This is a genomic window from Citrobacter sp. wls613 (assembly GCF_005281195.1).
Taxonomy (GTDB): Bacteria; Pseudomonadota; Gammaproteobacteria; order Enterobacterales; family Enterobacteriaceae; genus Citrobacter; species Citrobacter gillenii.
This window is the reverse complement of sequence record NZ_SZXN01000064.1, coordinates 126,359-152,135: the sequence shown is the minus strand read 5'-3', so window position 1 is coordinate 152,135 and position 25,777 is coordinate 126,359. Positions and strand designations below refer to the sequence as shown.

At 53.2% G+C, this 25,777-nt stretch carries 35 protein-coding genes; 31 read left to right on the top strand and 4 right to left on the bottom strand.

From position 1 onward, the window contains the following. Positions 1–78 precede the first annotated feature (78 nt). The 30 genes from FDX01_RS14610 (at position 79) to FDX01_RS14470 (ending at position 20,814) form a co-directional block, all read left to right on the top strand. Positions 79–477 (top strand): putative holin, encoded by a 399-nt coding sequence (locus FDX01_RS14610; protein WP_049041756.1) that lies wholly within the window; start codon positions 79–81, stop codon positions 475–477. After that, complete coding sequence (locus FDX01_RS14605) at positions 474–749, top strand: phage holin family protein (RefSeq protein ID WP_049041753.1); 276 nt, start codon at positions 474–476, stop codon at positions 747–749. Before FDX01_RS14610 ends, FDX01_RS14605 begins: the two co-directional genes overlap by 4 nt. Continuing rightward, positions 749–1,291: a glycosyl hydrolase 108 family protein gene (locus FDX01_RS14600; protein ID WP_049041746.1), complete on the top strand. Its 543-nt coding sequence runs from the start codon at positions 749–751 to the stop codon at positions 1,289–1,291. Before FDX01_RS14605 ends, FDX01_RS14600 begins: the two co-directional genes overlap by 1 nt. After that, positions 1,288–1,560, top strand: coding sequence for a hypothetical protein (locus tag FDX01_RS14595; protein WP_096757381.1), 273 nt, complete (start codon positions 1,288–1,290; stop codon positions 1,558–1,560). Before FDX01_RS14600 ends, FDX01_RS14595 begins: the two co-directional genes overlap by 4 nt. Next, on the top strand, positions 1,517–1,720 hold the full coding sequence (locus tag FDX01_RS23865) for a hypothetical protein (protein ID WP_137400031.1): 204 nt from the start codon (positions 1,517–1,519) through the stop codon (positions 1,718–1,720). The genes FDX01_RS14595 and FDX01_RS23865 overlap by 44 nt, the downstream gene beginning before the upstream one ends. A 50-nt stretch (positions 1,721–1,770) precedes the next feature. Further along, positions 1,771–1,968: a YnfU family zinc-binding protein gene (locus FDX01_RS23860; RefSeq protein WP_316340051.1), complete on the top strand. Its 198-nt coding sequence runs from the start codon at positions 1,771–1,773 to the stop codon at positions 1,966–1,968. Positions 1,969–2,021: 53 nt separating this feature from the next. Beyond that, positions 2,022–2,360 carry an HNH endonuclease signature motif containing protein gene (locus tag FDX01_RS14585; protein WP_137400010.1) on the top strand — a complete coding sequence of 113 codons (339 nt, stop codon included), beginning with the start codon at positions 2,022–2,024 and terminating at the stop codon, positions 2,358–2,360. Positions 2,361–2,480: 120 nt separating this feature from the next. Next, complete coding sequence (locus FDX01_RS14580) at positions 2,481–2,948, top strand: phage terminase small subunit P27 family (protein WP_137400009.1); 468 nt, start codon at positions 2,481–2,483, stop codon at positions 2,946–2,948. Beyond that, positions 2,902–4,647 (top strand): terminase TerL endonuclease subunit, encoded by a 1,746-nt coding sequence (locus tag FDX01_RS14575; protein WP_137400008.1) that lies wholly within the window; start codon positions 2,902–2,904, stop codon positions 4,645–4,647. The genes FDX01_RS14580 and FDX01_RS14575 overlap by 47 nt, the downstream gene beginning before the upstream one ends. Beyond that, on the top strand, positions 4,647–5,951 hold the full coding sequence (locus tag FDX01_RS14570) for a phage portal protein (RefSeq protein WP_137400007.1): 1,305 nt from the start codon (positions 4,647–4,649) through the stop codon (positions 5,949–5,951). Before FDX01_RS14575 ends, FDX01_RS14570 begins: the two co-directional genes overlap by 1 nt. An 11-nt stretch (positions 5,952–5,962) precedes the next feature. Next, the gene (locus FDX01_RS14565; protein ID WP_137400006.1) at positions 5,963–6,811 is read left to right on the top strand and encodes a head maturation protease, ClpP-related; all 849 of its coding nucleotides are present in this window, start codon (positions 5,963–5,965) and stop codon (positions 6,809–6,811) included. Between the two features lie 9 nt (positions 6,812–6,820). Beyond that, entirely contained in the window at positions 6,821–8,032 is a 1,212-nt protein-coding gene (locus tag FDX01_RS14560) for a phage major capsid protein (protein ID WP_137400005.1), read from the top strand. 44 nt (positions 8,033–8,076) lie between these two features. Then, positions 8,077–8,349 carry a hypothetical protein gene (locus FDX01_RS14555; protein WP_137400004.1) on the top strand — a complete coding sequence of 91 codons (273 nt, stop codon included), beginning with the start codon at positions 8,077–8,079 and terminating at the stop codon, positions 8,347–8,349. Between the two features lie 9 nt (positions 8,350–8,358). Then, positions 8,359–8,688, top strand: a complete 330-nt coding sequence (locus tag FDX01_RS14550; protein WP_137400003.1) for a head-tail connector protein — start codon at positions 8,359–8,361, stop codon at positions 8,686–8,688. A gap of 2 nt (positions 8,689–8,690) precedes the next feature. Beyond that, a complete protein-coding gene (locus FDX01_RS14545) occupies positions 8,691–9,080 on the top strand; it encodes a phage head closure protein (RefSeq protein WP_137400002.1) in 390 nt (129 codons plus the stop codon). Beyond that, complete coding sequence (locus FDX01_RS14540) at positions 9,073–9,579, top strand: hypothetical protein (protein WP_137400001.1); 507 nt, start codon at positions 9,073–9,075, stop codon at positions 9,577–9,579. The genes FDX01_RS14545 and FDX01_RS14540 overlap by 8 nt, the downstream gene beginning before the upstream one ends. Beyond that, positions 9,576–10,136 (top strand): hypothetical protein, encoded by a 561-nt coding sequence (locus FDX01_RS14535; protein WP_137400000.1) that lies wholly within the window; start codon positions 9,576–9,578, stop codon positions 10,134–10,136. Before FDX01_RS14540 ends, FDX01_RS14535 begins: the two co-directional genes overlap by 4 nt. 3 nt (positions 10,137–10,139) lie before the next feature. Then, entirely contained in the window at positions 10,140–10,328 is a 189-nt protein-coding gene (locus FDX01_RS14530; protein WP_137399999.1) for a DUF2635 domain-containing protein, read from the top strand. Continuing rightward, a complete protein-coding gene (locus tag FDX01_RS14525) occupies positions 10,328–11,824 on the top strand; it encodes a phage tail sheath subtilisin-like domain-containing protein (RefSeq protein ID WP_137399998.1) in 1,497 nt (498 codons plus the stop codon). The genes FDX01_RS14530 and FDX01_RS14525 overlap by 1 nt, the downstream gene beginning before the upstream one ends. After that, positions 11,824–12,180: a phage tail tube protein gene (locus FDX01_RS14520; RefSeq protein WP_137399997.1), complete on the top strand. Its 357-nt coding sequence runs from the start codon at positions 11,824–11,826 to the stop codon at positions 12,178–12,180. The genes FDX01_RS14525 and FDX01_RS14520 overlap by 1 nt, the downstream gene beginning before the upstream one ends. Before the next feature lie 41 nt (positions 12,181–12,221). Beyond that, positions 12,222–12,500, top strand: a complete 279-nt coding sequence (locus FDX01_RS14515; protein ID WP_249360992.1) for a phage tail assembly protein — start codon at positions 12,222–12,224, stop codon at positions 12,498–12,500. Between the two features lie 84 nt (positions 12,501–12,584). Beyond that, complete coding sequence (locus tag FDX01_RS14510; protein WP_137399995.1) at positions 12,585–14,456, top strand: phage tail tape measure protein; 1,872 nt, start codon at positions 12,585–12,587, stop codon at positions 14,454–14,456. A gap of 36 nt (positions 14,457–14,492) precedes the next feature. Then, the gene (locus FDX01_RS14505) at positions 14,493–15,869 is read left to right on the top strand and encodes a DNA circularization N-terminal domain-containing protein (RefSeq protein ID WP_137399994.1); all 1,377 of its coding nucleotides are present in this window, start codon (positions 14,493–14,495) and stop codon (positions 15,867–15,869) included. Next, the gene (locus FDX01_RS14500; protein ID WP_137399993.1) at positions 15,866–16,936 is read left to right on the top strand and encodes a phage baseplate assembly protein; all 1,071 of its coding nucleotides are present in this window, start codon (positions 15,866–15,868) and stop codon (positions 16,934–16,936) included. The genes FDX01_RS14505 and FDX01_RS14500 overlap by 4 nt, the downstream gene beginning before the upstream one ends. Next, positions 16,936–17,493, top strand: coding sequence for a phage baseplate assembly protein V (locus FDX01_RS14495; protein ID WP_137399992.1), 558 nt, complete (start codon positions 16,936–16,938; stop codon positions 17,491–17,493). The genes FDX01_RS14500 and FDX01_RS14495 overlap by 1 nt, the downstream gene beginning before the upstream one ends. After that, positions 17,490–17,903, top strand: coding sequence for a phage GP46 family protein (locus FDX01_RS14490; RefSeq protein ID WP_137399991.1), 414 nt, complete (start codon positions 17,490–17,492; stop codon positions 17,901–17,903). Before FDX01_RS14495 ends, FDX01_RS14490 begins: the two co-directional genes overlap by 4 nt. Next, entirely contained in the window at positions 17,896–18,963 is a 1,068-nt protein-coding gene (locus FDX01_RS14485; protein WP_137399990.1) for a baseplate J/gp47 family protein, read from the top strand. The genes FDX01_RS14490 and FDX01_RS14485 overlap by 8 nt, the downstream gene beginning before the upstream one ends. Then, positions 18,954–19,535, top strand: coding sequence for a YmfQ family protein (locus FDX01_RS14480; RefSeq protein ID WP_137399989.1), 582 nt, complete (start codon positions 18,954–18,956; stop codon positions 19,533–19,535). The genes FDX01_RS14485 and FDX01_RS14480 overlap by 10 nt, the downstream gene beginning before the upstream one ends. Positions 19,536–19,537: 2 nt before the next feature. Beyond that, positions 19,538–20,410: a carbohydrate kinase gene (locus tag FDX01_RS14475; RefSeq protein ID WP_137399988.1), complete on the top strand. Its 873-nt coding sequence runs from the start codon at positions 19,538–19,540 to the stop codon at positions 20,408–20,410. Then, positions 20,410–20,814: a tail fiber assembly protein gene (locus tag FDX01_RS14470; RefSeq protein WP_137399987.1), complete on the top strand. Its 405-nt coding sequence runs from the start codon at positions 20,410–20,412 to the stop codon at positions 20,812–20,814. The genes FDX01_RS14475 and FDX01_RS14470 overlap by 1 nt, the downstream gene beginning before the upstream one ends. Positions 20,815–20,851: 37 nt before the next feature. On the opposite strand, the gene FDX01_RS14465 is transcribed toward FDX01_RS14470, so the two are convergent. Beyond that, complete coding sequence (locus FDX01_RS14465; protein ID WP_137399986.1) at positions 20,852–22,306, bottom strand: hypothetical protein; 1,455 nt, start codon at positions 22,304–22,306, stop codon at positions 20,852–20,854. Positions 22,307–23,037: 731 nt separating this feature from the next. On the opposite strand from FDX01_RS14465, the gene pphA reads away from it, so the two are divergent. Beyond that, positions 23,038–23,679 carry a protein-serine/threonine phosphatase gene (gene pphA, locus FDX01_RS14460; protein ID WP_137399985.1) on the top strand — a complete coding sequence of 214 codons (642 nt, stop codon included), beginning with the start codon at positions 23,038–23,040 and terminating at the stop codon, positions 23,677–23,679. Here pphA and FDX01_RS14455 read toward each other — a convergent pair whose 3' ends face one another. From FDX01_RS14455 to rsmF, 3 genes are all read right to left on the bottom strand, one after another. Beyond that, the gene (locus tag FDX01_RS14455) at positions 23,680–23,871 is read right to left on the bottom strand and encodes a YebW family protein (RefSeq protein WP_045444034.1); all 192 of its coding nucleotides are present in this window, start codon (positions 23,869–23,871) and stop codon (positions 23,680–23,682) included. Between the two features lie 102 nt (positions 23,872–23,973). Further along, positions 23,974–24,210, bottom strand: a complete 237-nt coding sequence (locus tag FDX01_RS14450; protein ID WP_161959030.1) for a YebV family protein — start codon at positions 24,208–24,210, stop codon at positions 23,974–23,976. A gap of 100 nt (positions 24,211–24,310) precedes the next feature. After that, positions 24,311–25,732, bottom strand: a complete 1,422-nt coding sequence (rsmF, locus tag FDX01_RS14445) for a 16S rRNA (cytosine(1407)-C(5))-methyltransferase RsmF (RefSeq protein WP_137399984.1) — start codon at positions 25,730–25,732, stop codon at positions 24,311–24,313. Positions 25,733–25,777: the final 45 nt, after the last annotated feature.

Sequence of the window (25,777 nt, the reverse complement as noted above, 5' to 3'; positions counted from 1 at the left end):
GCTCACGGGAATCATCCGCTACGTGCTTTGTTGATAAATTCAGCCCGTGCAGCCTGACCCTCTACACACGGAATAACTATGTCTGAGCCAATCACAATTGCCAGTGGGGTGACCTCCGCTACGGTAGGGATCACTTTCGCCACTATGTTCCCGGAGGCGACGCCTGGCGTAATGTTATGTGCGCTTGCCGGGGCGGCAATGTATGTGCTGACCTCAGAGCCTCATCAACTCTGGAAGCAGATGCTCTTCGCGGTCATCTCATTCATGGGGGGCGTGTTCTTCTCCGTTCCCATGGCAAAGATACTCGCCGGGGTAATCAACACAGCCCTCGGGTTGTTGCAGCCGCCAGTCAGTATCGAAGTTTCACCGAATGTCGGTGCGCTGGTATCCGCTTCCATTTCCGTCGCAGTCCTGCTTCGAATCGTCGCCAAATCACGGCGCGGCAAGATGCCCGGGCTGGAGGAGGAAGGGAAATGACATGGCATTCCGTCATCCTGGACGCAAACGCGATCATCTGTATGGCGATCGTGGTGCGCCTGATGTTCTTCAGTAAAGCCGGGAAGACACACCGACCCAGTTATGCGTGGATGGCTTACCTGCTGATTCTGGCGGCTGGCTTCACCGCTTTCCGTATTCTTCTCGGGCGTTACAGTAACGTTGACCCGGGTGAGTTATTCCTCAACCTGGCCATATGTATTGCTGTCTGGCGTGCCAAAGGCAATCTGGCAAAAGTCGTAAGGGCTGAATGATGACCAAAGACGATATCTTCAACAGCATTCTCGGCAAAGAGGGTGGCTACGTTAATCACCCGAACGATAAGGGCGGCCCGACAAACTGGGGCATCACTCAGGCAACGGCACGCGCCCATGGCTATACCGGTGATATGCGTAACCTGACACGGCAGCAAGCTCTCGAAATACTCGAGGCTGATTACTGGTATGGTCCACGCTTCGACCAGGTAGCTACCGTGTCGCCGGTCATCGCTGCCGAACTGTGCGACACCGGCGTGAATATGGGGCCATCAGTGCAGGTGAAATGGTTCCAGCGTTGGCTGAATGTCTTCAATAACCAGCAGCAGCTCTATCCCGATCTGATCGCCGATGGCCAGATTGGCCCGCGAAGTATCAGCGCCCTTAAATCCTTTCTGGCGAAACGCGGAAGTGAAGGGGAATCCGTATTGCTCCGCGGACTGAACTGCAGCCAGGGTCAACGATATCTCGAACTGGCAGAACAGCGCCCGGCTAACGAGTCATTTGTGTATGGCTGGGTACGGGAGCGCGTGAGTCTATGACGAAACTGAAAGCTATTCTGGCTTCTATCGGCTTCGCAATCATTATGGTGCTCGGCGCTTTTGGCCTGGGCAGCATGCGTGGTCGCGAAAAGGCTGAAGCCAAATCGGATAAACAGCGTACCGATGATAACGCCACAGCCACCAAAGCAGCCGCAGAACGTCGCGTCGAAGCAACCAGAGAGGCCAGCAATGTACAACAGACTGTTAGCCATATGCCTGATGACGATGTTGATCGTGAGCTGCGCTCAAACTGGACCCGCAAAGGTTGAGGTCTTCGATACCGGCTGTGACTGGGTGAGTGCGATTCGCCTCACTGAGCACGACATCCAAGTGATGGATCGTCAGACGAAGCGCGACATCCTGGCGCATAACAAATCGTGGCAGGCGAACTGCAAACAACCAACCGATAGCAGTTTATTAACTCGGTGATTAAGTGCTAAGTTGTGGCTATTTTAGATTAAAAAATAATCAATCGTGGTATGATAGACCTCATTCTTAGAGGGGTTAAAAATATGTCATTCTTCGATTACGCACTTAAACGCGTTGAAGCGGCGACCAAAACAACAGTGGCTTGCCCGATATGCGGCCATAACTCGAACCACCCGTCCACAAAAGTACGGCAAGAACTACCGTTGCTCTGCCCTCAATGCAAATCACTGTTTGTCATTCACAGATAACATGCGACCTGCTGAATATAACCGCCTACGGGCGGTTTTTTATTGGAGTGAATATGTCCGAGCCACGTATTTATAACAGTCGCTGGGATAAGGCCAGACTGTCATTCCTGAAGTCACACCCTCTCTGCGTCATGTGCCACCGGCAGAACAGGGCAGAGGCGGCTTCCGTTGTTGACCACATTAAAGCACACAAGCTCAAAGAGGCTCTAAATGGCGGCAAGCCGGAAGAGATAGCGAAAGCTCAGAAACTCTTCTGGGATAAAGACAACTGGCAGTCCCTCTGTAAGCAGCACCACGACTCCACCAAGCAACGCGAAGAGAAGCGAGGGCACGTCATAGGATGCGATGAGAACGGGCTGCCACTGGACCCACAGTCGCACTGGCGTAGGTGATGAGCCACAAACGCACGTGGAGGGGCGGGTAAAGACTTCAGAGGCAACCGCCTTCCTGACCGCCCGCCCCCCTTTTTATGCACAACCGCGAAATGAAAAGTTTTTTTCTGGGAGGTTTTCATGGCCGGAAGACGACCAAAACCTACCCATCTGAAAGTTGTTACCGGCAATCCGGGCAAGCGTGCGCTTAATAAAAATGAGCCAAAGCCTGCCCGTGAAATCCCAAGCCCTCCATCTCATCTGACCGACTGGGGTAAAACAGCCTGGGGCAGGCTTACCGTGCTTCTTGACGGAATGGGCGTGCTTACGGTTGCGGATACTTTTGCGCTCGAACGGCTCTGCGATTTATATGCTGAAATCTTGCAGCTTCGCCAGATAGTCGATATCGAAGGGCGCACCTATACGACTAAAACCCAGATGGGTGATTTTTTAATTAAAGCGAATCCGGCTGTCGCCATGCTGGCGGATGCCGATCGTCGTTTCAAAAGTTACCTGGTGGAATTCGGCCTTACACCGGCTGCCCGGTCAAAGGTGAATGCAGATGGTGGAGAAAAAGAAGAAGACCCGCTCAACCAGTTCTTCGGTTGATCCGGCAACGCAGTACGCACTGGATGTGACTAGCGGTGCAGAGCTTGCCGGGCCTGATATCCGTGCGGCGTGTGCACGTCACCTCCGGGATTTAGATCAAGGCCCAGAGCGAGGTCTGTTCTGGGATGTGGATGCAGTAACCCGCGTTGTGGACTTCTTTGCGAAGGTGCTGAAGCTGAACGGCGGCGAGCATGAGGGCCAGCCTTTTATCCTGCTGCCGTGGCAGTGCTTTATTGTCGGCTCGTTGTTTGGCTGGAAGGCTGCAGACGGAACACGCCGCTTCCGCATGAGCTATATCGAATCCGGTAAGGGTTCGGGTAAATCGCCCCTGGCGGGCGGCGTCGGTCTCTATCTTCTGATGGCTGATAAAGAGCCACGCGCTGAGGTTTATGCGGCTGCCACCAAAAAAGACCAGGCGATGATCCTGTTCCGCGATGCCGTGACAATGGTTGATCAGTCTCCCGCACTGGCGCAGCGCATTACCAAGTCTGGCACTGGACTGAATGTCTGGAACCTGGCTTTCCTGCAGACCGGCTCTTTCTTTAAACCGATCAGCTCTGATGATGGTCAGTCCGGCCCGCGTCCTCACGGCGCGCTGATTGATGAAGTGCATGAGCACAAAACAAACGCCGTCGTTGAGATGATGCGTGCCGGTACCAAAGGCCGCCGCCAGGCATTGATGTTCCTGATCACCAACAGCGGCCATGATAAAACCAGCGTCTGTTTTGAGTATCACGAGTATGGCCGCAAGGTATCCGCTGGCGATCTGGAGGATGACAGCTTTTTCAGCTTCATCTGTTCATTGGATGAAGGGGACGACCCGTTTAAAGACGAAACGTGCTGGAAAAAGGCCAACCCTTCGCTGGGACACACGTTCACCGAAAAGTATCTTCGCGAGCAGGTGACGCAGGCACGCGGCATGCCATCGAAAGAGAGCATTGTCCGCCGTCTGAATTTCTGCCAGTGGGTGGAATCTGCCGATCCGTGGATTGACAGTGACACCTGGATGAACTGCGAACAGGACTTTGACCCTGACGAGCTGACCGGCGAAGAGTGTTATGGCGGCCTGGACCTGTCCGGTTCGCGGGACCTTACCGCGCTGGCGCTGTACTTCCCCAAAACAAAAAAACTTCTGGTTGAGTTCTGGACGCCCAAAGATTCATTGCTTGAGCGCGCCAAGACTGACCACGTGCCTTACGATTCCTGGCTGCGTAACGGATTTATTCATGCCCCACCGGGTAAGGCGGTCAACTACGGTTTCGTTGCCGTCCGCATTGGTGAGCTGGCGGCGAAGTACAACATCAAATGTATCGCGTTTGACCAGTACCGCATTAAGTATCTGGAGCCTGAACTCGAAAGCGAGTCGGTAAGCGTTAACTTAGTCCCCCACGGGCAGGGCTTCTACAAGGCGCAGGAATCCGGCCTGTGGATGCCGCGATCAATTGAACTGTTCGAAGAGCACCTGAACAACAAAGCGCTCAGCATCCGAACTAATCCCTGCCTGCGCTGGAATGCTGCCTCTGCGGTACTTGAGGCTGACCAGAAGGACAACCGCATCTTTGCCAAAAAGAAAAGCACCGGCCGCATTGATGGCGTGGTGGCTTCTGCTATGGCTATCGGCGCGGCGGAAGATGCGGTGCTGGTGGAAACTGGCGATCCTGATGACTTTTTTGATGACCCGATCATGGTAGGTATCTGATGAAGGAAAAAAAACAGCCTGGCCGGGTAAAAAGCACATTGCTTAACTGGCTGGGCGTTCCGATAAGCCTGACTAACGGCGATTTTTTTCAGGAGTGGTTCGGTACCAGCAGCAGCGGCAAGGTGGTTACCGCTGATAAAGCAATCGCACTTTCCGCTGTCTGGGCCTGCGTGCGACTGCTGAGCGAATCCGTATCCACGCTGCCGATGAAAGTCTATCAGCGGGAACCAGACGGCTCCCGCAAGCTGGCACAAAATCATCCGGCGTATCAGCTTCTCTGCCGCCGTCCAAACACTGAAATGACGCCTTCGCGATTTATGCTGATGGTCGTGGCCAGTGTGTGTCTGCGCGGTAATGCTTTCGTCGAAAAGAAGATGATCGGCAATAAGCTGGTTTCGCTGGTTCCGCTGCTTCCGCAGTGCATGGTGGTTAAGCGCCTGGACAGTGGCGAACTGGAATATACCTTTACCGAGAAGGGCGTGAAGCGCGTTATCCCGGTTAAGAACATGATGCACATTCGCGGCTTTGGCCTTGATGGCGTGTGCGGAATGATGCCGATGAGCGTTGGTCGCGATGTGTTCGGCGCAGCAATGGCAGTCGAAGAGTCAGCAGCAAAGATATTTGAAAACGGCTTGCAGAGTTCGGGTTACTTCGCTTCCAAAAATGTACTGACCAAAGAGCAGCGTGAGCGCCTGCGTAAAAACCTCACAGCTTTCGCTGGTTCAAAGAACGCCGGTAAGTCTATGGTGCTGGAGGCGGATTTAACCTATCAGAACATCACGATGAATCCTGAAGCGGCGCAGATGCTTCAGTCCCGTTCATTCAGTATTGAGGAAATATGCCGCTGGTTTCGTGTGCCGCCTTTTATGGTGGGTCACATTGATAAACAAAGCAGCTGGGCCTCAAGCGTTGAGGGGATGAACCTTCTGTTTCTGACCAATACGCTCCGCCCTCTGCTGGTTAACATTGAGCAGGAGATTGCCCGCTGTCTGTTAAATGGTGATGAAGACCTGTTTGCTGAATTCTCTGTCGAAGGCCTTCTGCGCGCTGACAGTGCCGGGCGCTCTGCTTACTACACCACTGCATTGCAGAATGGCTGGATGTCGCGCAACGATGTACGCCGTCTGGAAAATCTGCCGCCGATTGAAGGTGGTGATATCTACACGGTTCAGCTGAACCTGACGCCTCTGGAAGATTTGAAGCAAAACAGCCAGGCCGCTCAGGCCGCTAACCTGCTTAAGATCCACAACTATGTTTTCCCGGATATTCCTTTCGAACAATCCCCGCTGAAGCAGGCGGCTTAGGAGCAACCCCAATGACAGTAAAGAGTCTTCCGGCAGCGCCGGAGGGGCGGCCTTTTGCGCGCGAAAAACGCGATTTGCCGTCTTCCGCAATGGAGCGCTGGAACGGCGGTATTAAAGCCGCAAAGAGTGATGCGAACAGTATCTCTGTGTTCGACGTGATTGGCGCTGACTGGTACGGCGAAGGCGTAACCGCCAGCCGCATCGCCGCCGCACTGCGTTCTATTGGTGGCGCTGATGTAACCGTAAATATTAATTCGCCTGGCGGCGATATGTTTGAAGGTCTGGCGATTTATAACCTGCTGCGCGAGTACCAAGGGAAAGTCACCGTGAAGGTGCTCGGTCTGGCTGCGTCAGCTGCTTCAGTCATCGCAATGGCCGGTGATGAAGTGCAGATCGGTCGCGGCGCTTTCCTAATGATCCATAACTGCTGGGTTTACGCGATGGGAAACCGTCACGATCTGGCACAAATTGCGACGGATATGGAGCCTTTCGACAAAGCCATGAACGATATCTACGGCGCGCGCACCGGACTGGATGCGGTGACCATCGACGCAATGATGAATGCAGAAACCTATATCGGCGGGAGCGATGCTGTTGAAAAAGGATTTGCCGATCGCCTGCTATCAGCTGATGAAATCTCTGATGACGATGACAGCCCGGCAACGGCCCTGCGCAAGCTTGACGCGCTACTGGCAAAAACCGACACGCCGCGCTCTGAACGTCGAAAACTTCTCAAAGCTTTAACCGGCAGCAAGCCAGGCGCTGCTGCCACCCCAGAAGGTATGCCGGGCGCTACCGACGAAATAAACCCTGAAAATATTGCACAACTTCAAAACGCGCTGGCCGCGTTCGGCAAATAAGGAATCACCATGTCAGATGTAAATGAGTTACTGAAAAAAGTATCCGCGAAGCTGGAAGAGGTGTCCGGCACCTTCAGTCAGAAAGCTGAGGACGCGCTGAAAGAGGCAAAAAACTCCGGTCAGCTTTCAGCGCAGACCAAAGACGCGGTAGATAAGATCGCGACTGAGTTCAACGCGCTGAATGAAGCAAACAAAACGCTGAAAGCCTCGTTGGGCGAACTGGAGCAGCACGTTGCTCAGATGCCCCTCAGTAACGCTAAAAAGGTTATCGAGTCTGTTGGCCATACCGTTATCAGCTCTGAGGCCCTGAAAGCTTTTGCCGCCAGTGTTGAGGGAGGCAAGCGTGTCAGCGTGCCGGTTAATGCCGCTCTGCTTTCCACTGGCGTAGCGGATGGCGTGGTAGAGCCACAGCGCCTGCCGGGCATTGACGCACTGCCAAAACAGCGCCTGTTCATTCGTGACCTGATCGCGCCGGGCCGCACCAGTGCGCCTGCAATCTTCTGGGTACAGCAGACCGGTTTTACCAATGCGGCGAAAGTCGTACCTGAAGGGACGGCAAAACCGTACAGCGATATTGAGTTTGCAACGCAGATCACGCCAGTCACAACCATTGCGCACATGTTCAAAGCATCAAAACAGATTCTTGATGACTTCGCTCAGTTGCAGTCGACCGTTGACGCCGAAATGCGCTACGGCCTGAAGTATGTCGAAGAGCAGGAAATCCTGTTCGGAGACGGTACCGGTGCGCATCTGAAAGGTATCGTGCCTCAGGCATCAGCTTTCGCTGCGGCGTTCAGTGTTGAGCAACAGAACGGCATTGACGATCTGCGTCTGGCAATGCTTCAGGCTCAGCTGGCGCGCTTCCCGGCATCCGGTCACGTCCTGCACTTCATCGACTGGGCGAAGATTGAGCTGACTAAAGATACGCTGGGTCGTTACATCCTGGCTAACCCGTCAGCATTGACCGGGCCGACACTTTGGGGTCTGCCGGTTGTGGCAACTGAAACTGCTGCGTTCCAGGGTAAATTCCTGACTGGCGCATTTAACGCAGCCGCGCAGCTGTTCGATCGTGAAGATGCCAACGTGGTTATCTCCACCGAAAACGCTGACGACTTTGAGAAAAACATGATCTCAATTCGCTGTGAAGAGCGCCTGGCTCTGGCGGTCAAACGCCCTGAGGCGTTTATCTACGGCAGCTTCACGGTGCCTTCTGCAGGCTAACGATTAACAGGCGGCCTTCGGGCCGCTTATCCGGGAGGAACAGCATGAAACTCACTCTTTTAAAGCCAAATTACTTTGAAGGCAAAGTGATCCGGGAAGGTGAAAGCATTGAAACCACAGAGCAGCATGGTCGCGAACTGATCAAGCTTGGCTATGCGGAGCAAGTGCAGGACGACGCCAAGTCCAAAGCAGAAGCCGAAGAAAAGGCTAAAGCAGAGTCTGAGGAAAAAGCGAAGGCTGAAGCTGCAGCTATGGCAGAAGCAGAGGCCAAGTCCAAAGCAGAAGCCGAAGAAAAGGCTAAAGCCAAAGGCAAATAAGGTGCTCCCATGCTGCTGACGCTGGAAGAAATTAAAATGCAGTGCCGCCTTGAGACTGACTACACGGAAGAAGATCAGCACCTTGCACTTCTGGCGCTGGCGGCAGAAGCAAAGGCCACCACATATCTCAACCGGAACCTCTATAAAACGATTCTTGACCGTCCCGATCTCGACACGGACGGTATGGTTATTACAGAGGATATCCGGCTGGGCTTGTTGATGCTGGTCAGTCACTGGTATGAGAATCGAAGCTCAGTATCTGAGCTTGAGATGTCTGAAACCCCGCAAGCTTTTGAGTTCCTGCTTTCACCGAGAAGGCTACCAACTTCTGGATTCTGATTATGCACATCCGATCAACACGAACCAGTGCAACATTTACGCTGCCGGACCCTGGCGAGCTCAATAAGCGCATTCACCTGCGCCAGCGAATCGACCAGGCAGCAGCTGATTATGGCGTTGAACCGGTCTATCAGAATGAAAGAGATGTGTGGGCTAAGGTTCGGCAGGTTGGGGCGACCACCTATCATGAATCTGTCCAGGCAGAAGAAAAAATCACTCATTACATCACCATCCGTTTCAGGAAGGGCATCACTTCGGATTTTGAGGTCGTTTACGATGCAATAATCTACCGGGTCAGGCGGCTTCGAGACCTGAATTCGGAGCGAAGATATTTGCTGATGGAGTGTGAAGAATTGGGCGCAATAGAGCGCGCCGGAGAGATGTATGGCTAAGCCGCTATTGCACGTTGATTTTGAACAGCCAAAAGACCTTGTTTTTAATCGCGGCAAGATGCGTAAGGCGTTTATCAAAATCGGCCAGGTCCATATGCGTGACGCCCGCCGGATGGTGATGCGCCGTGGACGTTCTGCACCGGGAGAAAACCCCGGTTTTCGTAGCGGTAGGTTGGCGCGTTCGATCGGTTATTACGTTCCCCGTGCATCAAAGAACAGACCCGGACTTATGGTGCGAATTGCTCCGAACCAGAAGAGAGGAGAGGGTAACAGGCTGATTGAAGGTGACTTCTATCCTGCCTTTCTGTTTTACGGGGTACGACGAGGCGCAAAACGCAAAAAAAGCCACCACAAAGGCAAGTCTGGTGGCGGCGGCTGGCGCGTAGCACCACGAAAAAACTATATGGCAGATGTACTTGAAGCGCGTAAAGCCTGGACGCGTTATGTGCTGAGCCGCGCACTGCGCACTTCACTGCGTCCTGAAAGGAAAAAGAAATGAAGCTATCACTGGTGATCGCCGCACTCCGGGCGCGATGTCCGATGTTTGCGGGCAACGTAGCCGGGGCGGCTGAATTCAAGTCTATCCCCGAAACTGGAAAGATGCGTCTGCCGGCGGCGTATGTTGTGCCGACAGAAGACGTGACTGCAGAGCAGAAATCCCTGACCGACTACTGGCAGAACGTGACTGAAGGCTTCGCGGTTGTCGTGGTGCTGGATAATACACGCGACGAGCGTGGTCAGGCCGCAGGGTACGACGCCGTGCATGATGTCCGGAAGCAAATCTGGAAGGCTCTGTTGGGCTGGGAGCCGGACGCCGATGCTGGCCCGGTAGCCTATTCCGGCGGTCAACTTTTGGATATGGACCGGGGCCGTCTTTACTACCAGTTCGAATTCATGCTGACGCGGGAAATCACTGAGGAGGACACGCGCCAGCAGGATGACCTTGACGCTCTTGATGAGCTGAAAACGGTCGAAATCGACATTGACTACATCGATCCGGGCAATGGCCCTGACGGCATCATCGAACACCACACCAAAATCAAACTCAGCGAGTAAACCATGCAAATCAAACCCAAGCGCGGGCGGTCTGTTCCAGACCCTGTCCGGGGCGATCTGCTGCCCTCAGAAGGCCGGAACGTCGAAGAGAGCAGCTACTGGCACCGCCGCATTGCGGATGGTGATGTCGAAGAAGTCAGCGCGGAAGAAGAAAAGACCGCTGCTGACACCAAGAAAAAGGGCGGTGAATAATGTCAGTCTCGTTCCCCACTATTCCGTCAGACCTCCGCGTGCCGCTGTTCTGGGCGGAGATGGACAACAGCGAAGCGAATACCACGCAGAGTAGCGGCCCGTCACTGCTGATTGGCTTATCCTCAGCCGACAGCACCATCGCCAAAAACAAACTCACCATCATGCCGTCAGCGGCGCTGGCGGGCAAGGTTGCAGGCCGTGGCAGCCAGCTGGCCCGTATGGTGGCGCAGTACCGCGCCGTCGATCCTTTTGGTGAGCTGTGGGTCATTGCGGTGACCGAGCCGGATGGCGAAACTGCCAAAGGCACCGTGACGCTGACAGGTAACGCACAGGCATCCGGCACGCTGAGCCTGTATATCGGGGCAGTGCGCGTTCAGGCAGCCGTGGTGACCGGCGATGCTCCGGCAGCTGTGTCGGCTACGCTTGCCGCCGCTGTTAACGCTAACGCCGACCTACCGGTGACCGCCGCTGCAACTGCTGGCGTGGTGACGCTCACCGCCCGGCACAAGGGGCTTACCGGAAACGATATCCCGCTTGCCCTCAACTATTACGGCACTGTAGGCAGCGAAAACACACCCGATGGCGTTAACGTTGCCATCGTCGCGATGGCGGGCGGTACGGGCTCACCCTCACTGGCTGCGACTGTGGCCGCAATGGGAGATGAACCGTTTGACTTTATCGGCACGCCGTTCAGTGATTCTGCCTCGCTTGCGACGCTGGCGCTTGAGATGAACGATTCTTCCGGTCGCTGGGGTTATGCGCGCCAGCTTTATGGGCACGTCTACACCGCGAAGATCGGCACGCTGTCAGAGCTGGTTGCCTATGGCGACACGATGAACAACCAGCACATTACCGCAGCCGGTTATGAGCCAGCTGTTCAGACGGCGGCGGATGAACTGGTCGCACTGCGCACCGCCCGTCATGCAGTATTTATCCGCGTTGATCCGGCCCGCCCGACTCAGACCGGCGAGCTTACCGGCGCATTACCGGCACCGGCAGGGAGCCGCTTCACCCTGACCGAGCAGCAGTCACTGCTGAAGCATGGAATTGCCACGGCCTACGCTGAGAGTGGGGTGCTGCGCATCCAGCGCGACATTACCACCTATCAGACAAACGCTTATGGCGTGGCGGATAACAGCTACCTGGACAGTGAAACGCTGCACACCAGTGCCTACGTTATCCGTCAGCTGAAAAGCATCATTACCAGTAAGTACCCTCGCCACAAGCTGGCGAATGACGGCACGCGCTTCGGGCCTGGGCAGGCCATCGTAACGCCTGCCGTGCTGAAGGGTGAGATGTGCGCCAGCTATCGCACCATGGAGCGTGCGGGGATCGTGGAGAACTTCGATCTCTTCAAGCAGCACCTGGTGGTAGAGCGCAACGTCAGCGACCCGACTCGCGTAGACGTGCTTTTCCCGCCGGATTACGTCAACCAGTTGCGCGTCTTTGCGCTGCTTAATCAGTTCCGTCTGCAATACAGCGAGGAGACCGCGTAATGACAAAGATTGCGGGTACAGCATACGTCAAGGTGGACGGCCAGCAGCTGTCGCTGACCGGTGGCATTGAAGTGCCGATGAACACCAAAGTGCGTGATGACGTTATCGGCCTTGCCGGTGACGTGGATTATAAAGAGACGCACCGGGCCCCTTACGTTAAGGGCACCTTCAAAGTGCCGAAGGCGTTTCCGGTCACTAAGCTGATGGACTCTGACCAGATGACTATCACCGCCGAACTGGCTAACGGCATGGTTTACGTGCTGTCAGAAGCTTTCCAGTTCGGTGAAGCCAACCACAATGCGGAAGAGGGTACGGTAGACCTCGAATTCCACGGCTCAGAAGGATTTTACCAGTGAGTGAGTTTCAGCTGACAAAACCTGTGCAGGCGCATGGCGAGATGCTTCATGTGTTGGAGTTCCGCGAGCCAACCTATGATGAAGTAGAGCAGATGGGCATACCGTTCAACTACACCGAGAACGGTGAGATGAAACTTGATACACGTGCATGCCTCAAATACATCCCGGTACTGGCCGGTATTCCACGTTCATCAGCAAGCAAAATGGCGTTGAAAGATATCTTCATGGCCTCTATGACGATCGTAGGTTTTTTTACGGGGTCGGAAGCGGAGGAAACCTCAGAAAACGCCTCTACAACACCGCCCATTTCTGGCGAATAAACCCTCTTGAACTAAAAAAAACTGGACTGTCCCGCTTCCTTGAAATGGAAGCGGAGGCAATCCGCATTAATGAGGAAATGAACCGTGGCGGATAGTTTCCAGCTAAAAGCGATTATCACAGCGGTGGATCAGTTGTCGGGTCCGCTAAAAGGTATGAGCAAAAACCTTAAGGGTTTCCAGAAAGACGCAAAAAACATAATGGTGAACGCGGCCGCCATGGGAACAGCAATCGCGTCGGCCTTCGTGATTCCAATTAATCAGGCTATGGAATTTGAGTCATCCATGGCCGACGTTCGTAAGGTTGTTAATTTCGACACTCCAGCCCAGTTTAAGGAAATGGGCGAGGATGTGCTTAAGCTTTCGACCCGGCTTCCAATGGCGGCGAACGGGATTGCCCAGATCGTTGCTGCTGGTGGTCAGGCGGGAATAGCCAGGGAAGACCTGCAACAGTTCGCCAGTGATGCTGTAAAAATGGGCGTTGCATTTGATCAGACTGCTGAAGAGTCAGGCCAGATGATGGCTCAGTGGCGCACCGCATTCAAAATGACGCAGAAAGACGTTGTCGGGCTTGCGGATAAAATCAACTATCTCGGCAATACCGGCCCGGCGAGTGCCGGGAAAATCTCTGAGATAGTGACGCGGATCGGCCCACTTGGTGGAGTTGCAGGTGTTGCCTCTGGTGAGATAGCCGCAATGGGTGCAACGATTGCCGGAATGGGAGTGGAGTCTGAAATCGCCGCCACGGGCATTAAGAACTTCATGCTTTCCCTGACCTCTGGTAAATCAGCCACATCCTCACAGAAGAAAGCACTGAAGTTTATCAAAATCGATCCTGCACAGCTGGCTGCTGATATGCAGAAAGACTCGAAAAAAGCGATGCTTAAAGTCCTGGATTCCCTCGCTAAAGTGCCAAAAGAAAAACAAGCAGCGGTGATGAATGCTCTTTTCGGGAAGGAGTCTTTAGGCGCAATTGCGCCATTGCTGACCAACCTTGACCTGCTGAGAAAGAATTTTGGTCGTGTTTCCGATGCGCAGCAATATGGCGCATCAATGCAGAAGGAATATGAATCGCGTGCAGCTACGACGTCCAACTCCGTTCAATTACTGAAGAATCAGTTCACTGCAGCCAGCATTACCATTGGCGATATGTTCCTGCCAACTATTGTGAAACTTAGCGCCAAAGTGCAGCCGTTGATTGAACGGTTCAGGCAGTTCGTGAAGACCAACCCCGAAATGGTAAAGGGGGCATTCAAATTCGGCGTTACTTTGCTTGGCACGGCCTCGGCCTTTGGTGTTGCTACCAAAGCGTTCAAAACCTTCGACTCAGTTATGAAAATGACCACTATGGGTAAACTTCTCGCTCTGGTGGTCCTGGCTGGCAGCCTTATCGTCAGTAACTGGGATCAAGCTGGCCCTGTCGTCAAAAAGGTCTGGGAGAATATCGATGGCGTCGCGCAGGCTCTTGGAGGATGGGAGAACGTATTAAAAGGCGTGGCTTTTTTCACTGCAGGTGCCTGGCTGGCGTCGATGGTAAAAGGATTTGGCGGTGCTAATACCGAAGCGGGGAAACTGTCAAAAAACCTGAAAGGCATTGCGAACATGGGGGTGATAACCGTCACGATCTCCGTGCTGTTCGATCTCATGAAGCGCGTTAATAACCTGCATGATGAAGCCGCAAAACAGAACACGGATGTAGGAACTCTGCTGGTTAACAAAAGCAAGCAGGCTGACTCAGATCGTGGCTATCAGGGCTTTATCCCAAGACTTAAAGAACTGCTTGGCATGGACCAGAGTGCAGATACAAGTAAACCCCTTCTGCAGTCTCAAAAGGGGCAGCAGGGGGAACTGAAGGTTTCTTTCGAAAATGCTCCTCCCGGAATGCGCGTTGAGCCAGCTGGTAATTCACTACCCTGGCTTAACTTTGATGTCGGCTATAACCGCTTCTCAAACCAGTAACCCGCACCGGCGGGTTTTTTATTGCCCGGAGATTGCATGAGCTGGAAAGATAATCTGCAGGATGCCTCGCTGCGGGGCATCGCGTTTAAGGTAGAAGAAGATGAGGCCACATTTGGCCGCCGGGTGCAGGTTCATGAGTACCCCAATCGCGATAAACCGTGGGCGGAAGATTTAGGCAGGGCAACGCGTCGCTTCAGCGTTCAGGCCTATCTGATAGGTGATGACTTCTTTGAGCAGCGTAACCGGTTGATTGAAGCCATTGAAAAGCCGGGGGCGTGCACGCTGATTCATCCCTACTACGGTGAAATGAACGTGGTTGTGGACGATGCCGTGCGTGTCAGTCATTCGCAGAGCGAAGGGCGCATGTGTCGCGTCAGTTTTAGCTTCGTTGAGTCCGGCGAGCTGTCTTTTCCTACGGCAGGGCTGGCAACGGGCCAGAAATTGTCCTCATCCGTTTCATTCCTGGATGATGCGATATCGTCTGCTTTCAGCGCGTTCGGAATGGATGGCTTGCCTGACTTTTTGCAAAGTGGCGTTCTGGATGATGCGACGGACATGTTCAATAACGTTACCGATGCCTTTCAGTATGTCGACTCAGGTGTAAGTGCCGCCTCACGACTCATGCAGGGTGATCTGTCCGTACTGCTTCAGCCGCCGTCAAGTGGAATGAATTTTGTAAACAGGCTGCAGACCATGTGGCGCGCGGGTTCAAAACTCTCAGGCAACGCTTCGGATCTGATGTCGATGATCAGAGGGTTAACAGGCGTCACGCTTGACAGTGGATTGGCTCCGCGCGGCGTCTGGAAAACTGACAGTAAAACCACTCAGGCGCAGTCCACACAGCGTAATTATGTGGCTCAGGCCGTCAGAACTACTGCTATCAGTGAAGCGGCCTATGCGGTGACAAGTCTGCCACAGCCAGCAAACCGGACTGTCACGCGCCAGCAGGACCCGCAGCAGCCGGTCACAGTATCGCATCCTGCCGTCAGCAATATACGTTCTGATTCAGGCAACGCGGTTTCAGATTCGGACACCACAGCGACAGCCACAGTTTCGGCCTCTTCCGGCGTAACCACCTCTCTTGATAACAGCACTGTTATTTCATGGGATGACCTTGCGCAGGTGCGAGACAGCCTCAACGAGGCCATTGATCGTGAGATGGAGCGCGTCTCAGATGATGGGCTTTATCAGGCGCTGGTAACGGTGCGCACTGATGTGAACCGGGATATCTCAGCACGGCTTGAACAGATTGAGAGACTCACTGAAAAGACGCCTGCACAGGTAACGCCAGCCCTCGTTCTGGCGGCTGACTGGTATGACTCTGCCTCGCGGGCATCTGAAATAACGGCCCGTAACGGCATCCGACATCCCGGCTTCGTTCCGGTCAAAATTCTGAAGGTGCCGGCGCGATGAACAACACAGTAATTCTGCGGGTCAACGGTCAGGAATGGGGCGGATGGACATCGGTCCGCATCGCTGCTGGTATCGAACGTATTGCCCGCGACTTCACCGTTGAAATAACCCGAAGCTGGCCTGGCGATAATGACCAGGCCGCGCGGAGTAACCGCATTAAAAACGGCGATCTTGTGGAGGTGCTGATTGGCACCGATAAAGTGATGACGGGATACATTGAAGCTACTCCGGTCCGTTACGACGCACGCAGCATAAGTGTTGGCATATCCGGCCGCAGCAAAACGGCCGACCTGATCGACTGTGCGGCCACGCCGTCCCAGTATGCAGGCCGTACGCTTTCACAGGTCGCTGCAGAGCTGGCAAAGCCATTCAGTATCAGGGTGGTTGATGCAGGTGGCGCTTCGGGCGCACTGCAGGGTATTCAGGCAGACCAGGGCGAAACGGTCATGGATGTGCTGAATAAGATGCTCGGGCTTCAGCAGGCACTTGCTTATGACAATGAGCAGGGAGATCTGGTTATCGGCGGCATCGGCAGCCAGCAGGCCCACACCGCGCTGGTGCTGGGTGAAAACATTCTTTCCTGCGATACCGAAAAAAGCATTCGCGACCGCTTCAGTGATTATCAGGTCTCCGGCCAGCGAAAAGGGAATGATGATGACTTTGGTGAAGCAACAACGACGGCCATCAGAGCGAAGACGATTGACGGCGGCCTTAAACGTTATCGACCGATGCTTATCCGGCAGACCGGGAATGCGACGACAGCAACCTGCAGTGAACGTGCTGAGTTTGAAATGCGCCAGCGTGCCGCCCGTACCGATGAGGCCACCTATACCGTTCAGGGATGGCGACAGGGGGATGGCTCACTCTGGCGGCCTAATCAGCAGGTCATCGTGTTTGATCCCATTCTCGGCTTCAGTAATCGCCAGCTGATAATTGCTGAGGTGACCTATCAGCAGGATGAAAACGGCACAGTCACGGAGATTCGCGTAGGGCCGGCAGATGCCTACCTTCCCGAGCCGGAAAAGCCTGGCAAGCGTACGAAAAAGAAAGAAGAGGTGGATTTCTGATGGCCAATCCTTTTTCCGGCATCAGCCGGGGACTGTCAAACCTTCTGGCTCGCGCCGTTGTCCGCGGGCTGAATACGGCTACAAAATGCCAGATGCTTCAGATTGAGATGGCCGGCGGCGAGGGTAAGAGCGACATCGAGCACATGGAGCCGTATGGATTCACGGCTGCGCCGATTCTGGGGGCCGAGGCCGTAGCGGCTTATTTCGATGGCGATCGCTCGCATGGCGTGGTGCTGGTAGTTTCTGACCGGCGCTACCGCATCAAAGGCCTGAAGAGTGGCGAAGTTGCTGTTTATGACGATCAGGGACAATCGGTGACGCTGACCCGTTCCGGGATTGTCGTCGATGGGGCAGGTAAGCCGATCACCTTCATCAATGCGCCAAAGGCTCGATTTGAAATGGATATCGAGGCCACCGGCGAAATCAAAGATAAGTGCGACTCAGGCGGCCTGACGATGTCAGCAATGCGAGTGACATACAACGGTCACACCCATAAAGAGAATGGCGATGGCGGCGGCACAACTGACGCTACAACTCAAAAAATGGTGGCTTCATGATTATTGTCATCAATGGCATTCAGCGTGACGTAACGTGGCCGCCAGATCCTCTTACTCGCGCCGTGATTATCTCCCTGTTCTCCTGGCGAAAGTCCGAGCCCGACGATAACCCTGAGCAGGAAAACGGGTGGTGGGGCGACAGCTTCCCGACCGTCCAGAACGACCGTATCGGCTCACGACTTTACCTCCTCAGCCGCCAGACTCTCAACAATAAAACGCCACTGAAAGCCCGCGAATATATCAGCCAGGCGCTTCAGTGGCTGGTGGATGACGGCGTAGCGGCGCGGGTGGATGTGACGGCTGAGCGAACCGGGATTAAAACGCTAAGCGCCTCAGTGGTAATCAGCCAGAAAGACGGCAACCGCACGGCATTTTCCTTTAATGATTTATGGAGTGAACTCAATGGCTGACAGTGGATTTACCCGCCCGACACTCCCTCAGTTAATTACCGCAGTGCGCAGCGACATTCTTACCCGGCTGGCAGCTGATACGTCGCTGGCGGCGCTGAGACGCAATGATGCAGAGGTTTATGGCCGCGTACAGGCGGCAGCAGTTCATACCGTTTATGGCTATATCGACTATCTCGCACGCAACCTTCTGCCGGACCTTGCTGATGAGGACTGGCTGACGCGACATGCCAACATGAAGCGATGCCCGCGCAAATCAGCGACCGCCGCGACAGGTTTCGTGAGGTGGTCAGTAGCAAATGCAGGCATCACAATTCCGGCAGGGGTAACCATCCAGCGTGACGATTTGGTTTCATTCACGACTACAGCTGCGGCTACATCTGCGGGCGGCGTGCTTCGCATTCCTGTTGCCTGTGACGCAGCCGGTAAAGCCGGCAACACCGATGACGGACTTGCTATGCGCCTGGTCAGTCCGGTAACCGGCCTGACCTCTGCGGGTGTGGCGGACAGCATTCAGGGGGGAGCTGACGTTGAGGATTTGGAAGTCTGGCGGGCGCGTGTCATAGAGCGGTGTTACTGGACCCCACAGGGCGGCGCTGACGGTGACTACGAGGTGTGGGCTAAAGAAGTCGCGGGAATCACCCGCGCATGGACTTACCGTCATTGGAGCGGGCGCGGAACGGTAGGAGTGATGGTGGCAAACAGCGACCTGATTAATCCGATCCCCGATGCTGCCACTGTTGCTGCTGTGAAAACCCACATTGAACCACTGGCACCGGTAGCCGGGGCCGACATTTACGTATTCGCTCCCACTCCGCATGTCGTAAATTTCCAGATTCGCCTGAATCCTGACACATCTGAAACCCGATACGCAGTAGAGGCGGAGCTTCGGTCCATGATGCTGCGCGATGGCGGCCCTGAAAGCATCCTCAAACCATCACGCATCAGTGAGGCGATCAGTATTGCAACGGGGGAGTACAGCCACACGCTGGTAAGCCCGTCCGCTGATATCACGATCGGAAAAGGTGAAGTGGGCGTTGTGGGGGCGATTTCATGGACTTAACCGCGCAGTACCGGCAAATGCTTGGCGCATTACTTCCGCGCGGTCCTGCGTGGGATAGTGATGACCTGCTGCTTACCGGGCTCGCTCCTTCGCTGGCTGAGGTGCACGAGCGGGGTGATGCGCTCATGCTGGAAACCGATCCGCGTTCGGTAACAGAGCTTATGGACCGTTATGAGGCAATCAGCGGTCTTCCGGACAACTGCGCGCCACCCGGCGTCCAGACACTGCAGCAGCGCAGGCAGCGTCTGGATGCAAAGCTTAATCTCGCTGGCGGCATTAATGAGGCTTTCTATCTGTCGCAGCTGAAAGCGCTGGGCTACACCGGCGTCACGATCACCCGTTACAACAAGTCTCAGTTTACCTGTGTCTCTGACTGTACGGACTCACTCTACAGCGACGAGTGGCGGTATTACTGGCAGGTTAACATGCCGTCAGCTACGCAGATAACACCAATGGCGGCAATCAGCAGCTGCACTGAAAGCATAAGATCGTGGGGCGACACTATCGCAGAGTGCGTCCTCAGCAAGCTTTCCCCATCACACACCTACGTTATTTTTAAATACCCGGAGTAACCATGCATCGTATTGATACATCCACCGCCCAGAAAGACAAATTCGGTGCCGGAAAAAACGGCTTTACGGGCGGAAATCCGCAGACGGGAGAGCTACCAACGGCGCTCAATGCGGAATTCTTTGACTCTGTTCAGGAAGAGATCGCATCGATTATTGAAGCGGCCGGCATCACCCTGTCCAGTGCAAGCAATAACCAGCTTCTCGCCGCTGTTAAAGGTCTTGTAGGCCCTGGACGACTTCTGAATGTTCAGGTTTTTTATAATTCTGGCGTATACACAGCGACACCCGGAACGAAAAAGGTAATCGTTGAAATGATTGGCGGCGGTGGCGGCAGCGCCGGGGCTCGCGCTGCTGGCGCTGGGCAGGTGTCAGTTGGCGGTCCGGGTGGGGCCGGATCTTACGGCAAGGGACAGTTTACTTCCAACTTTAACGGCGTTTTGGTAACAGTGGGCGGCAAAGGCCAGGGGGGTACCGTCTCAGGGGCGTATGCTACTGACGGGGGCTGGTCGTCTTTCGGCAGTCTTCTTACGGCGGCGGGCGGTTCAGCAGGGCAGCCAGCTGGGCCCACGAATAACTTCCCTTTTTCTACGGTAGCCGCGGTTGTTTCTGCTGGCGCTAATGGTGCAAATATAGTGGGTACGCCTGGTCAAGGCACATTACCTTCAGTCGTTGTAGGCGCATCAAGTGTTATCGAAGGTCCGGGCGGTTCCTCTCAATTTGGATCGGGTGGTTTTATCACCGCGTTCAACGCTAAAGGTGTTAACGGATCGGGATTTGGGTCTGGCGGAGGACCATCAAAAGTAAACGGCGGGAATGCCGCTGTAGCTGGTGGGGATGGATCTCAGGGCCTTGTAATTGTATGGGAGTACGCATAATGAAATCATGGGCATTAATTAAGGATGGTGTGGTAATCAACACCTTCTTATGGGATGGAGAAGGCGAATATCAGCATGAGGAAGGAACCTTGCTGGTTGAATATGATGATAGCAACATTGCAGGTCCTGGATATCTGTTTGACGGCAAGTCATTTTCACGACCTCCGCTTACAGATGAGGAGCAGGCTATCATTGATCAACAAAGTATCGAGTCTATTAGCTCTATGAAACAAGGAATGATAGACGAGGCCACGCTGAATATTTCAATCCTGCAGGACGCGGTTGATCTGGAAATGGCAACTGACGAAGAAAAAGAGAGCCTTACAGCATGGAAGAAATACAGGGTATTACTCAGCCGGGTTGACATTTCTTCGGCTGAAATTTCATGGCCACAAAAACCCTGAAAGAAAGGGCAGGATTCAGCCTGCCCCGATTTATGATCTAGTCTTTAATAGCTCTGAGTTTTTCTGTAACGTTAATTACCGTGCAGTTTTCAGAGCAGGGGTTATGCCCGCCAGGCAGAACAGCTGCATCTGTTCGCTCGCTACTGACTTTAAAGTTGTATCCCATTTCCTTTTTAACGGCATCAGCAAGCCCAGAAATAGCCCAAGATATCTGAATTGATGGAGCGCCGATTTCATCATATTTAGTTGGGGAGAATACATTCCATTCAGGGTTAGATACATCGAACATCAAGTATCCTTTATAGTCCCTTGAGATTTTTTCTTTGATTGCTGATTTAAGAACTATTATTTCCTGGTCGAACTGTTTAACAAAGTTTGTATATATAAAACTATTGCAACTTATTATGGCGTAAGCGGCACATAATGACATCATGACGTTTCTGAACTGTAGCCTTGCAGTAAATTTTGAAATGCTAAATGCCAGCAAAACACCAACGCAAAGCCCGAGGCTAACAAGTGAACGATACGAAACCCACCCTTCAGCAATGATTAGGTTAGGGGAAAAGCTACCAGCCAGAATCGCAACTGCTAAAATGGCCTTTTTAACTCCATCTCTCTGGATGGAAATAAATAAAAATGAAAGAATGAAGAGCAGCAGGGAGGCTGTAAAATAAAATGGAGTATGAAAAATAGAGTAGTTGGATACAGCATCATGAAAGGGTTTGTCAAAAAACCAAACGACCTTTTCCTTCAGTGAGTTGGCTAAGGCGCTACGCGGAAAGCTGTTACCATAAACAATTACTGGTACAAACTTAGACAAGATCAGAGATGACATCATGCCGCAGGCTATAACAATCACATCTTTGAAAATCTTTTTATATTTTAACTGAGAATCATTCAAGCAGTTATCTATCAGCATAAATAGCGCAAACGCCATCCCGGTTGGCTGATAAATCGCAAACGATAATGCAAGAAGAACTACAGACGACACAAACCTTGAGATTTCCCTCAGTTTAGTACAGTAATTTAGTGTCGAGTATGATGCCCCAGCCAGTAATATTGATGTGGCAAACGGAAAGCACGTTGCCCATGCACCAAAAAGAGCTATTGAAGGTAGGCAGCACAGCAGAACAGGTGTAACGCACCATGCCATTACCCCGCCAGGGAATTGGGCCCTCTTAAGAAAGAAGAATAAATAACACCCTAGCGATATTATGCTAAGTACGGATACTACTCTGAATAATGTGAAGTCTGGCGTGCTTCCTATGAAGTTCTGGGCAATATAACGCAGGGCTGCATATAGCGGCCTTCCAGACATTACATCCCATTTGATCAGATTTGTATGGGATAAATTTGCTGCAAAATACGTTGAGTAATCATCAGAGAACCCGTACGTACCAATATAGGCAGGGCTATATGCCGCCAATAGCGCAACAATAATGAATATTATTGCGGACATGTCGCGAAGAAATGGTTGTTTTTCAGTGTTCATGTTTAAGGCCGTTCATCCTTGTAAAATGAGGGGCTAGTTAGCTCCAATTTTTAACGAAGGTATAATGTCACTCATGAATTTACATCTCAACAAAAACATCGTCGTCATGACTGATACCCATGCAGATATGCGACATTGTGGGGCGGGTGATATGAGTTGGCTCTCCCGGAGGCGGCTACAGGTGGCAGCCAAGAAAAAAGCCCGGCGACCGGGCAATGACTCAGCCGCGCCTCTCTGAGCTGGCTACGGGGTGGGTAATTTGAGGTTAGTCACCCATAAACGAACCTTTGATGGAATGGGCGCGTGCAGTCATATTGGCTGTATTCGCTCGTCCCACTGATTTTTCACATTACCGATGGCATGCGTAACGGAGTGCCATAGAAATTTCTGTCCTGGAGTTTTGATCCCGAAGATTTCCCGACGGCGCCACGAAACCAATGGCAACTAATTGATCTTCAATGATTGCAATAGAAAGTATTGATAGGTGATATTAAGTGGTTTTTCGAAGGTAACTGATTGAATTGTAATATTAATTTTGCATTGCATTGTAAACAGGAATCGTATTCGGTCTCTTTTTATCTGTCGAATACGATGCCGTCCAGGGCAAAACACTGCGTGTCGCATGCTGTATTCTTCCCAAACCATACCATACTCCGCCCCTCAATCGTCCAGGCTTTTTTGCTGCTATTGTTAAATTATTATAAGGGCGATCGCTCTATCCGGGAGGTCGAATGGAACACCCTGATGCTGTCTACCAGAGAATAGAAGGTACGCGTTGGCGCCACGTCTGGGTGGTGGGGGATCTCCACGGCTGTTTTTCCATGTTGATGTCTAAATTGCGCCAGTGCCGTTTTGATCCGTGGCAGGATCTGCTGGTTTCAGTCGGTGATGTGATTGACCGTGGACCAGACAGTTTGCGCTGTCTGGTGTTATTGCGTAAAAACTGGATGGTAGCGGTCAGGGGGAATCATGAGCAGATGGCGCTGGATGCGCTGACAACGGGAGAACAGTTGCTGTGGCAAATGAACGGGGGAGAGTGGTTTACCCATGCCGTGCAACCGGCGGCGAGGCATGCGCTTGAGGCGTGTCAGCAATTACCCTGGATTGTGGAACTGCGCTGTCAGAATGGTGTGCACGTTATTGCCCATGCCGATTACCCGGATGATGAATATCAATGGCAAAAGCATGTCGATTTACAGCGGGTATTGTGGGATCGCTCGCGGTTGATGAACAAAAGTGGCGGAATTGGTGGCGCGGACCATTTCTGGTTTGGTCATACGCCGCTGCGCCATCGTCTGGACGTTGATAACCTGCACTATATCGATACCGGTGCGGTATTCGGCGGCGAGCTAACGATGGTGCAATTACAATAATCAAAAATCGCTATATTCCTGCGCAGGTCGCCAGAAGCTGTCGATGTAGCCATCTGCTGGCAGGCATCCGCCATTGCGAATCCGCTGATCGTCCATCGAAATAAGGCACTGCTGTTCCGTATTGTAGACATCGACCACGATGTCTTCACAACCGCCATCCAGGTAGCAAACAAAAAGAACCAGCGTGAACATTCCATCCCCAAATTATACTGCCGTACCGATAGTGTAGAAGAGGTTACTGCGTGGGGGAAATGAAGACATAAATAACCCGTCTGGCGACGGGTTCTTTTTGAATCAGGCAAAACGCATGATCCAGGCATCTGACTTACGATCGTAGTGCTCGCGGAATAGAACAGAATGTTCGCCATTAAGGAGGGCCGGGACGCTGGTATCGGCATCCCAGGCGTCCAGTTGCATACATAAATCCGGATCGGATTTACACGGAATGGTTAACGTTCGGTCTCCCGGCGATTCGCCGTGTAACTCGGCGTCGTCGATTTCAAAAGCGCCAATGCGCACACTGGTTTTCATCATCGTGCTCTCCGTCAATTTGCTGGTTGTGGTACGACCAGTTAGGCCGTCCATTTTTCAGCGTAGTCAACGTGAGCAAAAGCGCCAGTAAAAACGTGCGTTATCCTGTAAAGAGTTTGCCATCCCGGACAAGATCGCGTGGATAGCTGTTCTTCAACCGTGAACCAATCCGTTTTGCCAGCCCAATCGGCTGGTGCTGGAAGGTGACCAGCACGTCGTCGCTGGCAGGCGCGGTCTGCGGGTAGACATCTCTGCCGCGATACCACTCTTCTGCTTCTTCAAGGTTCAGTTCGAACGCGTTGCGGTGATGTGGGTTGGCGAGAGCGATGACGGCCTCATGTTGCCAGCGGTACCCTTTATTGTGGGTTTCAGCCAGCTTAATCCCGAGGCGGGAAAACCGCACTTTACCAATCAGTGATTCAATCTCAACAGGGAATAACCAGACTTCTTTATCACGCTGCCAGAGGCGCAGATTGTCTTCCCATTGTAATCCGCTGGCGTTTGCCGCCGCGGTGATTTGTGCGGTTTCACGACCTTTCAATGGGCTGAACGGGAAATTGCCGACCTTATATTTAGGGGCAGGCAGAGGAGGGATAGCGGCTGTTTTTCGCAAACGGGCAACAAAGAATCCTTCGCAGTCGTAAATTTGCGGGAAGACATGCAGAAAACCTTCTGGCGTCAGCGCACGTTCAGCATCCGGGAATAAATCACCTAATGGGAGAAACTCCACGGCGTCTGGATAGATTTCTAGCAGCCACTGCATGACGAGTTCATTTTCATCACGGTTTAGCGTACAGGTGGAATACACCAGCGTGCCGCCAGGGCGTAAAGCATGAAATGCGCTGTCGAGCAGTTCGCGCTGGGTGGCGGCAATCTCAAGATTACTGGCGACGGACCAGTTTTTCAGCGCATCGGGATCTTTACGCACCACGCCTTCACCGGAGCACGGTGCGTCCAGTAGGATGGCATCGAAAGATTCTGGCAACGCTGCGCCAAATACGCGTCCGTCAAAGTGGGTGAGGGCAACGTTAGCGATCCCACAGCGGCTGATATTGGCATGCAGCACTTTAACGCGACTGGCGGAAAACTCATTGGCCAGGATCGCGCCCTTATTCTTCATTTTTGCGGCGATTTGCGTGGTTTTTGAACCCGGCGCGGCGGCTACGTCCATCACCCGATCCGGAGTATTCCCTTCGGCAAACAGCGCGGCAACCGGCAGCATTGAACTGGCTTCCTGAATATAAAACAGCCCACTTAAATGCTCGGCGGTGCTGCCCAGTGGGACTGACTGCTCTTCGTCACGCTCGATCCAGAACCCTTCTTCACACCAGGGGATCGGCGTGAGCGACCAGCCGTAAGGTGCCGTTAAGGCGAGGAAATCGGCAACGGAGATTTTCAGCGTATTGACACGAATGCTGCGTCGTAACGGACGCTGGCAGGCGGCGAGAAAATCATCGAAAGAGAGCGTGGAAGGCATTGCTTCCCGCATTTGAGTCAGAAAGGCGTCAGGAAAATAAGCCACTTGGTACCACCGGAAAAAAAACAGGCGCGCAGTGTAGCATATTTG

Coding starts and splice junctions, on each gene's coding strand:
- FDX01_RS14570 (WP_137400007.1), top strand. CDS start 4,647: ATGAAGGAAAAAAAACAGCCTGGCCGGGTAAAAAGCACATTGCTTAAC.
- FDX01_RS14580 (WP_137400009.1), top strand. CDS start 2,481: ATGGCCGGAAGACGACCAAAACCTACCCATCTGAAAGTTGTTACCGGC.
- FDX01_RS14540 (WP_137400001.1), top strand. CDS start 9,073: ATGGCTAAGCCGCTATTGCACGTTGATTTTGAACAGCCAAAAGACCTT.
- FDX01_RS23865 (WP_137400031.1), top strand. CDS start 1,517: ATGTTGATCGTGAGCTGCGCTCAAACTGGACCCGCAAAGGTTGAGGTC.
- FDX01_RS14610 (WP_049041756.1), top strand. CDS start 79: ATGTCTGAGCCAATCACAATTGCCAGTGGGGTGACCTCCGCTACGGTA.
- FDX01_RS14450 (WP_161959030.1), bottom strand. CDS start 24,210: ATGAAAACCAGTGTGCGCATTGGCGCTTTTGAAATCGACGACGCCGAG.
- FDX01_RS14605 (WP_049041753.1), top strand. CDS start 474: ATGACATGGCATTCCGTCATCCTGGACGCAAACGCGATCATCTGTATG.
- FDX01_RS14495 (WP_137399992.1), top strand. CDS start 16,936: ATGGCCAATCCTTTTTCCGGCATCAGCCGGGGACTGTCAAACCTTCTG.
- FDX01_RS14515 (WP_249360992.1), top strand. CDS start 12,222: ATGCTTCATGTGTTGGAGTTCCGCGAGCCAACCTATGATGAAGTAGAG.
- FDX01_RS14565 (WP_137400006.1), top strand. CDS start 5,963: ATGACAGTAAAGAGTCTTCCGGCAGCGCCGGAGGGGCGGCCTTTTGCG.
- FDX01_RS14455 (WP_045444034.1), bottom strand. CDS start 23,871: ATGTTCACGCTGGTTCTTTTTGTTTGCTACCTGGATGGCGGTTGTGAA.
- FDX01_RS14595 (WP_096757381.1), top strand. CDS start 1,288: ATGACGAAACTGAAAGCTATTCTGGCTTCTATCGGCTTCGCAATCATT.
- FDX01_RS14600 (WP_049041746.1), top strand. CDS start 749: ATGACCAAAGACGATATCTTCAACAGCATTCTCGGCAAAGAGGGTGGC.
- FDX01_RS14470 (WP_137399987.1), top strand. CDS start 20,410: ATGAAATCATGGGCATTAATTAAGGATGGTGTGGTAATCAACACCTTC.
- FDX01_RS14585 (WP_137400010.1), top strand. CDS start 2,022: ATGTCCGAGCCACGTATTTATAACAGTCGCTGGGATAAGGCCAGACTG.
- FDX01_RS14560 (WP_137400005.1), top strand. CDS start 6,821: ATGTCAGATGTAAATGAGTTACTGAAAAAAGTATCCGCGAAGCTGGAA.
- FDX01_RS14575 (WP_137400008.1), top strand. CDS start 2,902: ATGGTGGAGAAAAAGAAGAAGACCCGCTCAACCAGTTCTTCGGTTGAT.
- FDX01_RS14505 (WP_137399994.1), top strand. CDS start 14,493: ATGAGCTGGAAAGATAATCTGCAGGATGCCTCGCTGCGGGGCATCGCG.
- FDX01_RS14545 (WP_137400002.1), top strand. CDS start 8,691: ATGCACATCCGATCAACACGAACCAGTGCAACATTTACGCTGCCGGAC.
- FDX01_RS14480 (WP_137399989.1), top strand. CDS start 18,954: ATGGACTTAACCGCGCAGTACCGGCAAATGCTTGGCGCATTACTTCCG.
- FDX01_RS14475 (WP_137399988.1), top strand. CDS start 19,538: ATGCATCGTATTGATACATCCACCGCCCAGAAAGACAAATTCGGTGCC.
- FDX01_RS14550 (WP_137400003.1), top strand. CDS start 8,359: ATGCTGCTGACGCTGGAAGAAATTAAAATGCAGTGCCGCCTTGAGACT.
- FDX01_RS23860 (WP_316340051.1), top strand. CDS start 1,771: ATGATAGACCTCATTCTTAGAGGGGTTAAAAATATGTCATTCTTCGAT.
- FDX01_RS14520 (WP_137399997.1), top strand. CDS start 11,824: ATGACAAAGATTGCGGGTACAGCATACGTCAAGGTGGACGGCCAGCAG.
- pphA (WP_137399985.1), top strand. CDS start 23,038: ATGGAACACCCTGATGCTGTCTACCAGAGAATAGAAGGTACGCGTTGG.
- FDX01_RS14525 (WP_137399998.1), top strand. CDS start 10,328: ATGTCAGTCTCGTTCCCCACTATTCCGTCAGACCTCCGCGTGCCGCTG.
- FDX01_RS14490 (WP_137399991.1), top strand. CDS start 17,490: ATGATTATTGTCATCAATGGCATTCAGCGTGACGTAACGTGGCCGCCA.
- FDX01_RS14500 (WP_137399993.1), top strand. CDS start 15,866: ATGAACAACACAGTAATTCTGCGGGTCAACGGTCAGGAATGGGGCGGA.
- FDX01_RS14485 (WP_137399990.1), top strand. CDS start 17,896: ATGGCTGACAGTGGATTTACCCGCCCGACACTCCCTCAGTTAATTACC.
- FDX01_RS14555 (WP_137400004.1), top strand. CDS start 8,077: ATGAAACTCACTCTTTTAAAGCCAAATTACTTTGAAGGCAAAGTGATC.
- FDX01_RS14465 (WP_137399986.1), bottom strand. CDS start 22,306: ATGAACACTGAAAAACAACCATTTCTTCGCGACATGTCCGCAATAATA.
- FDX01_RS14530 (WP_137399999.1), top strand. CDS start 10,140: ATGCAAATCAAACCCAAGCGCGGGCGGTCTGTTCCAGACCCTGTCCGG.
- FDX01_RS14535 (WP_137400000.1), top strand. CDS start 9,576: ATGAAGCTATCACTGGTGATCGCCGCACTCCGGGCGCGATGTCCGATG.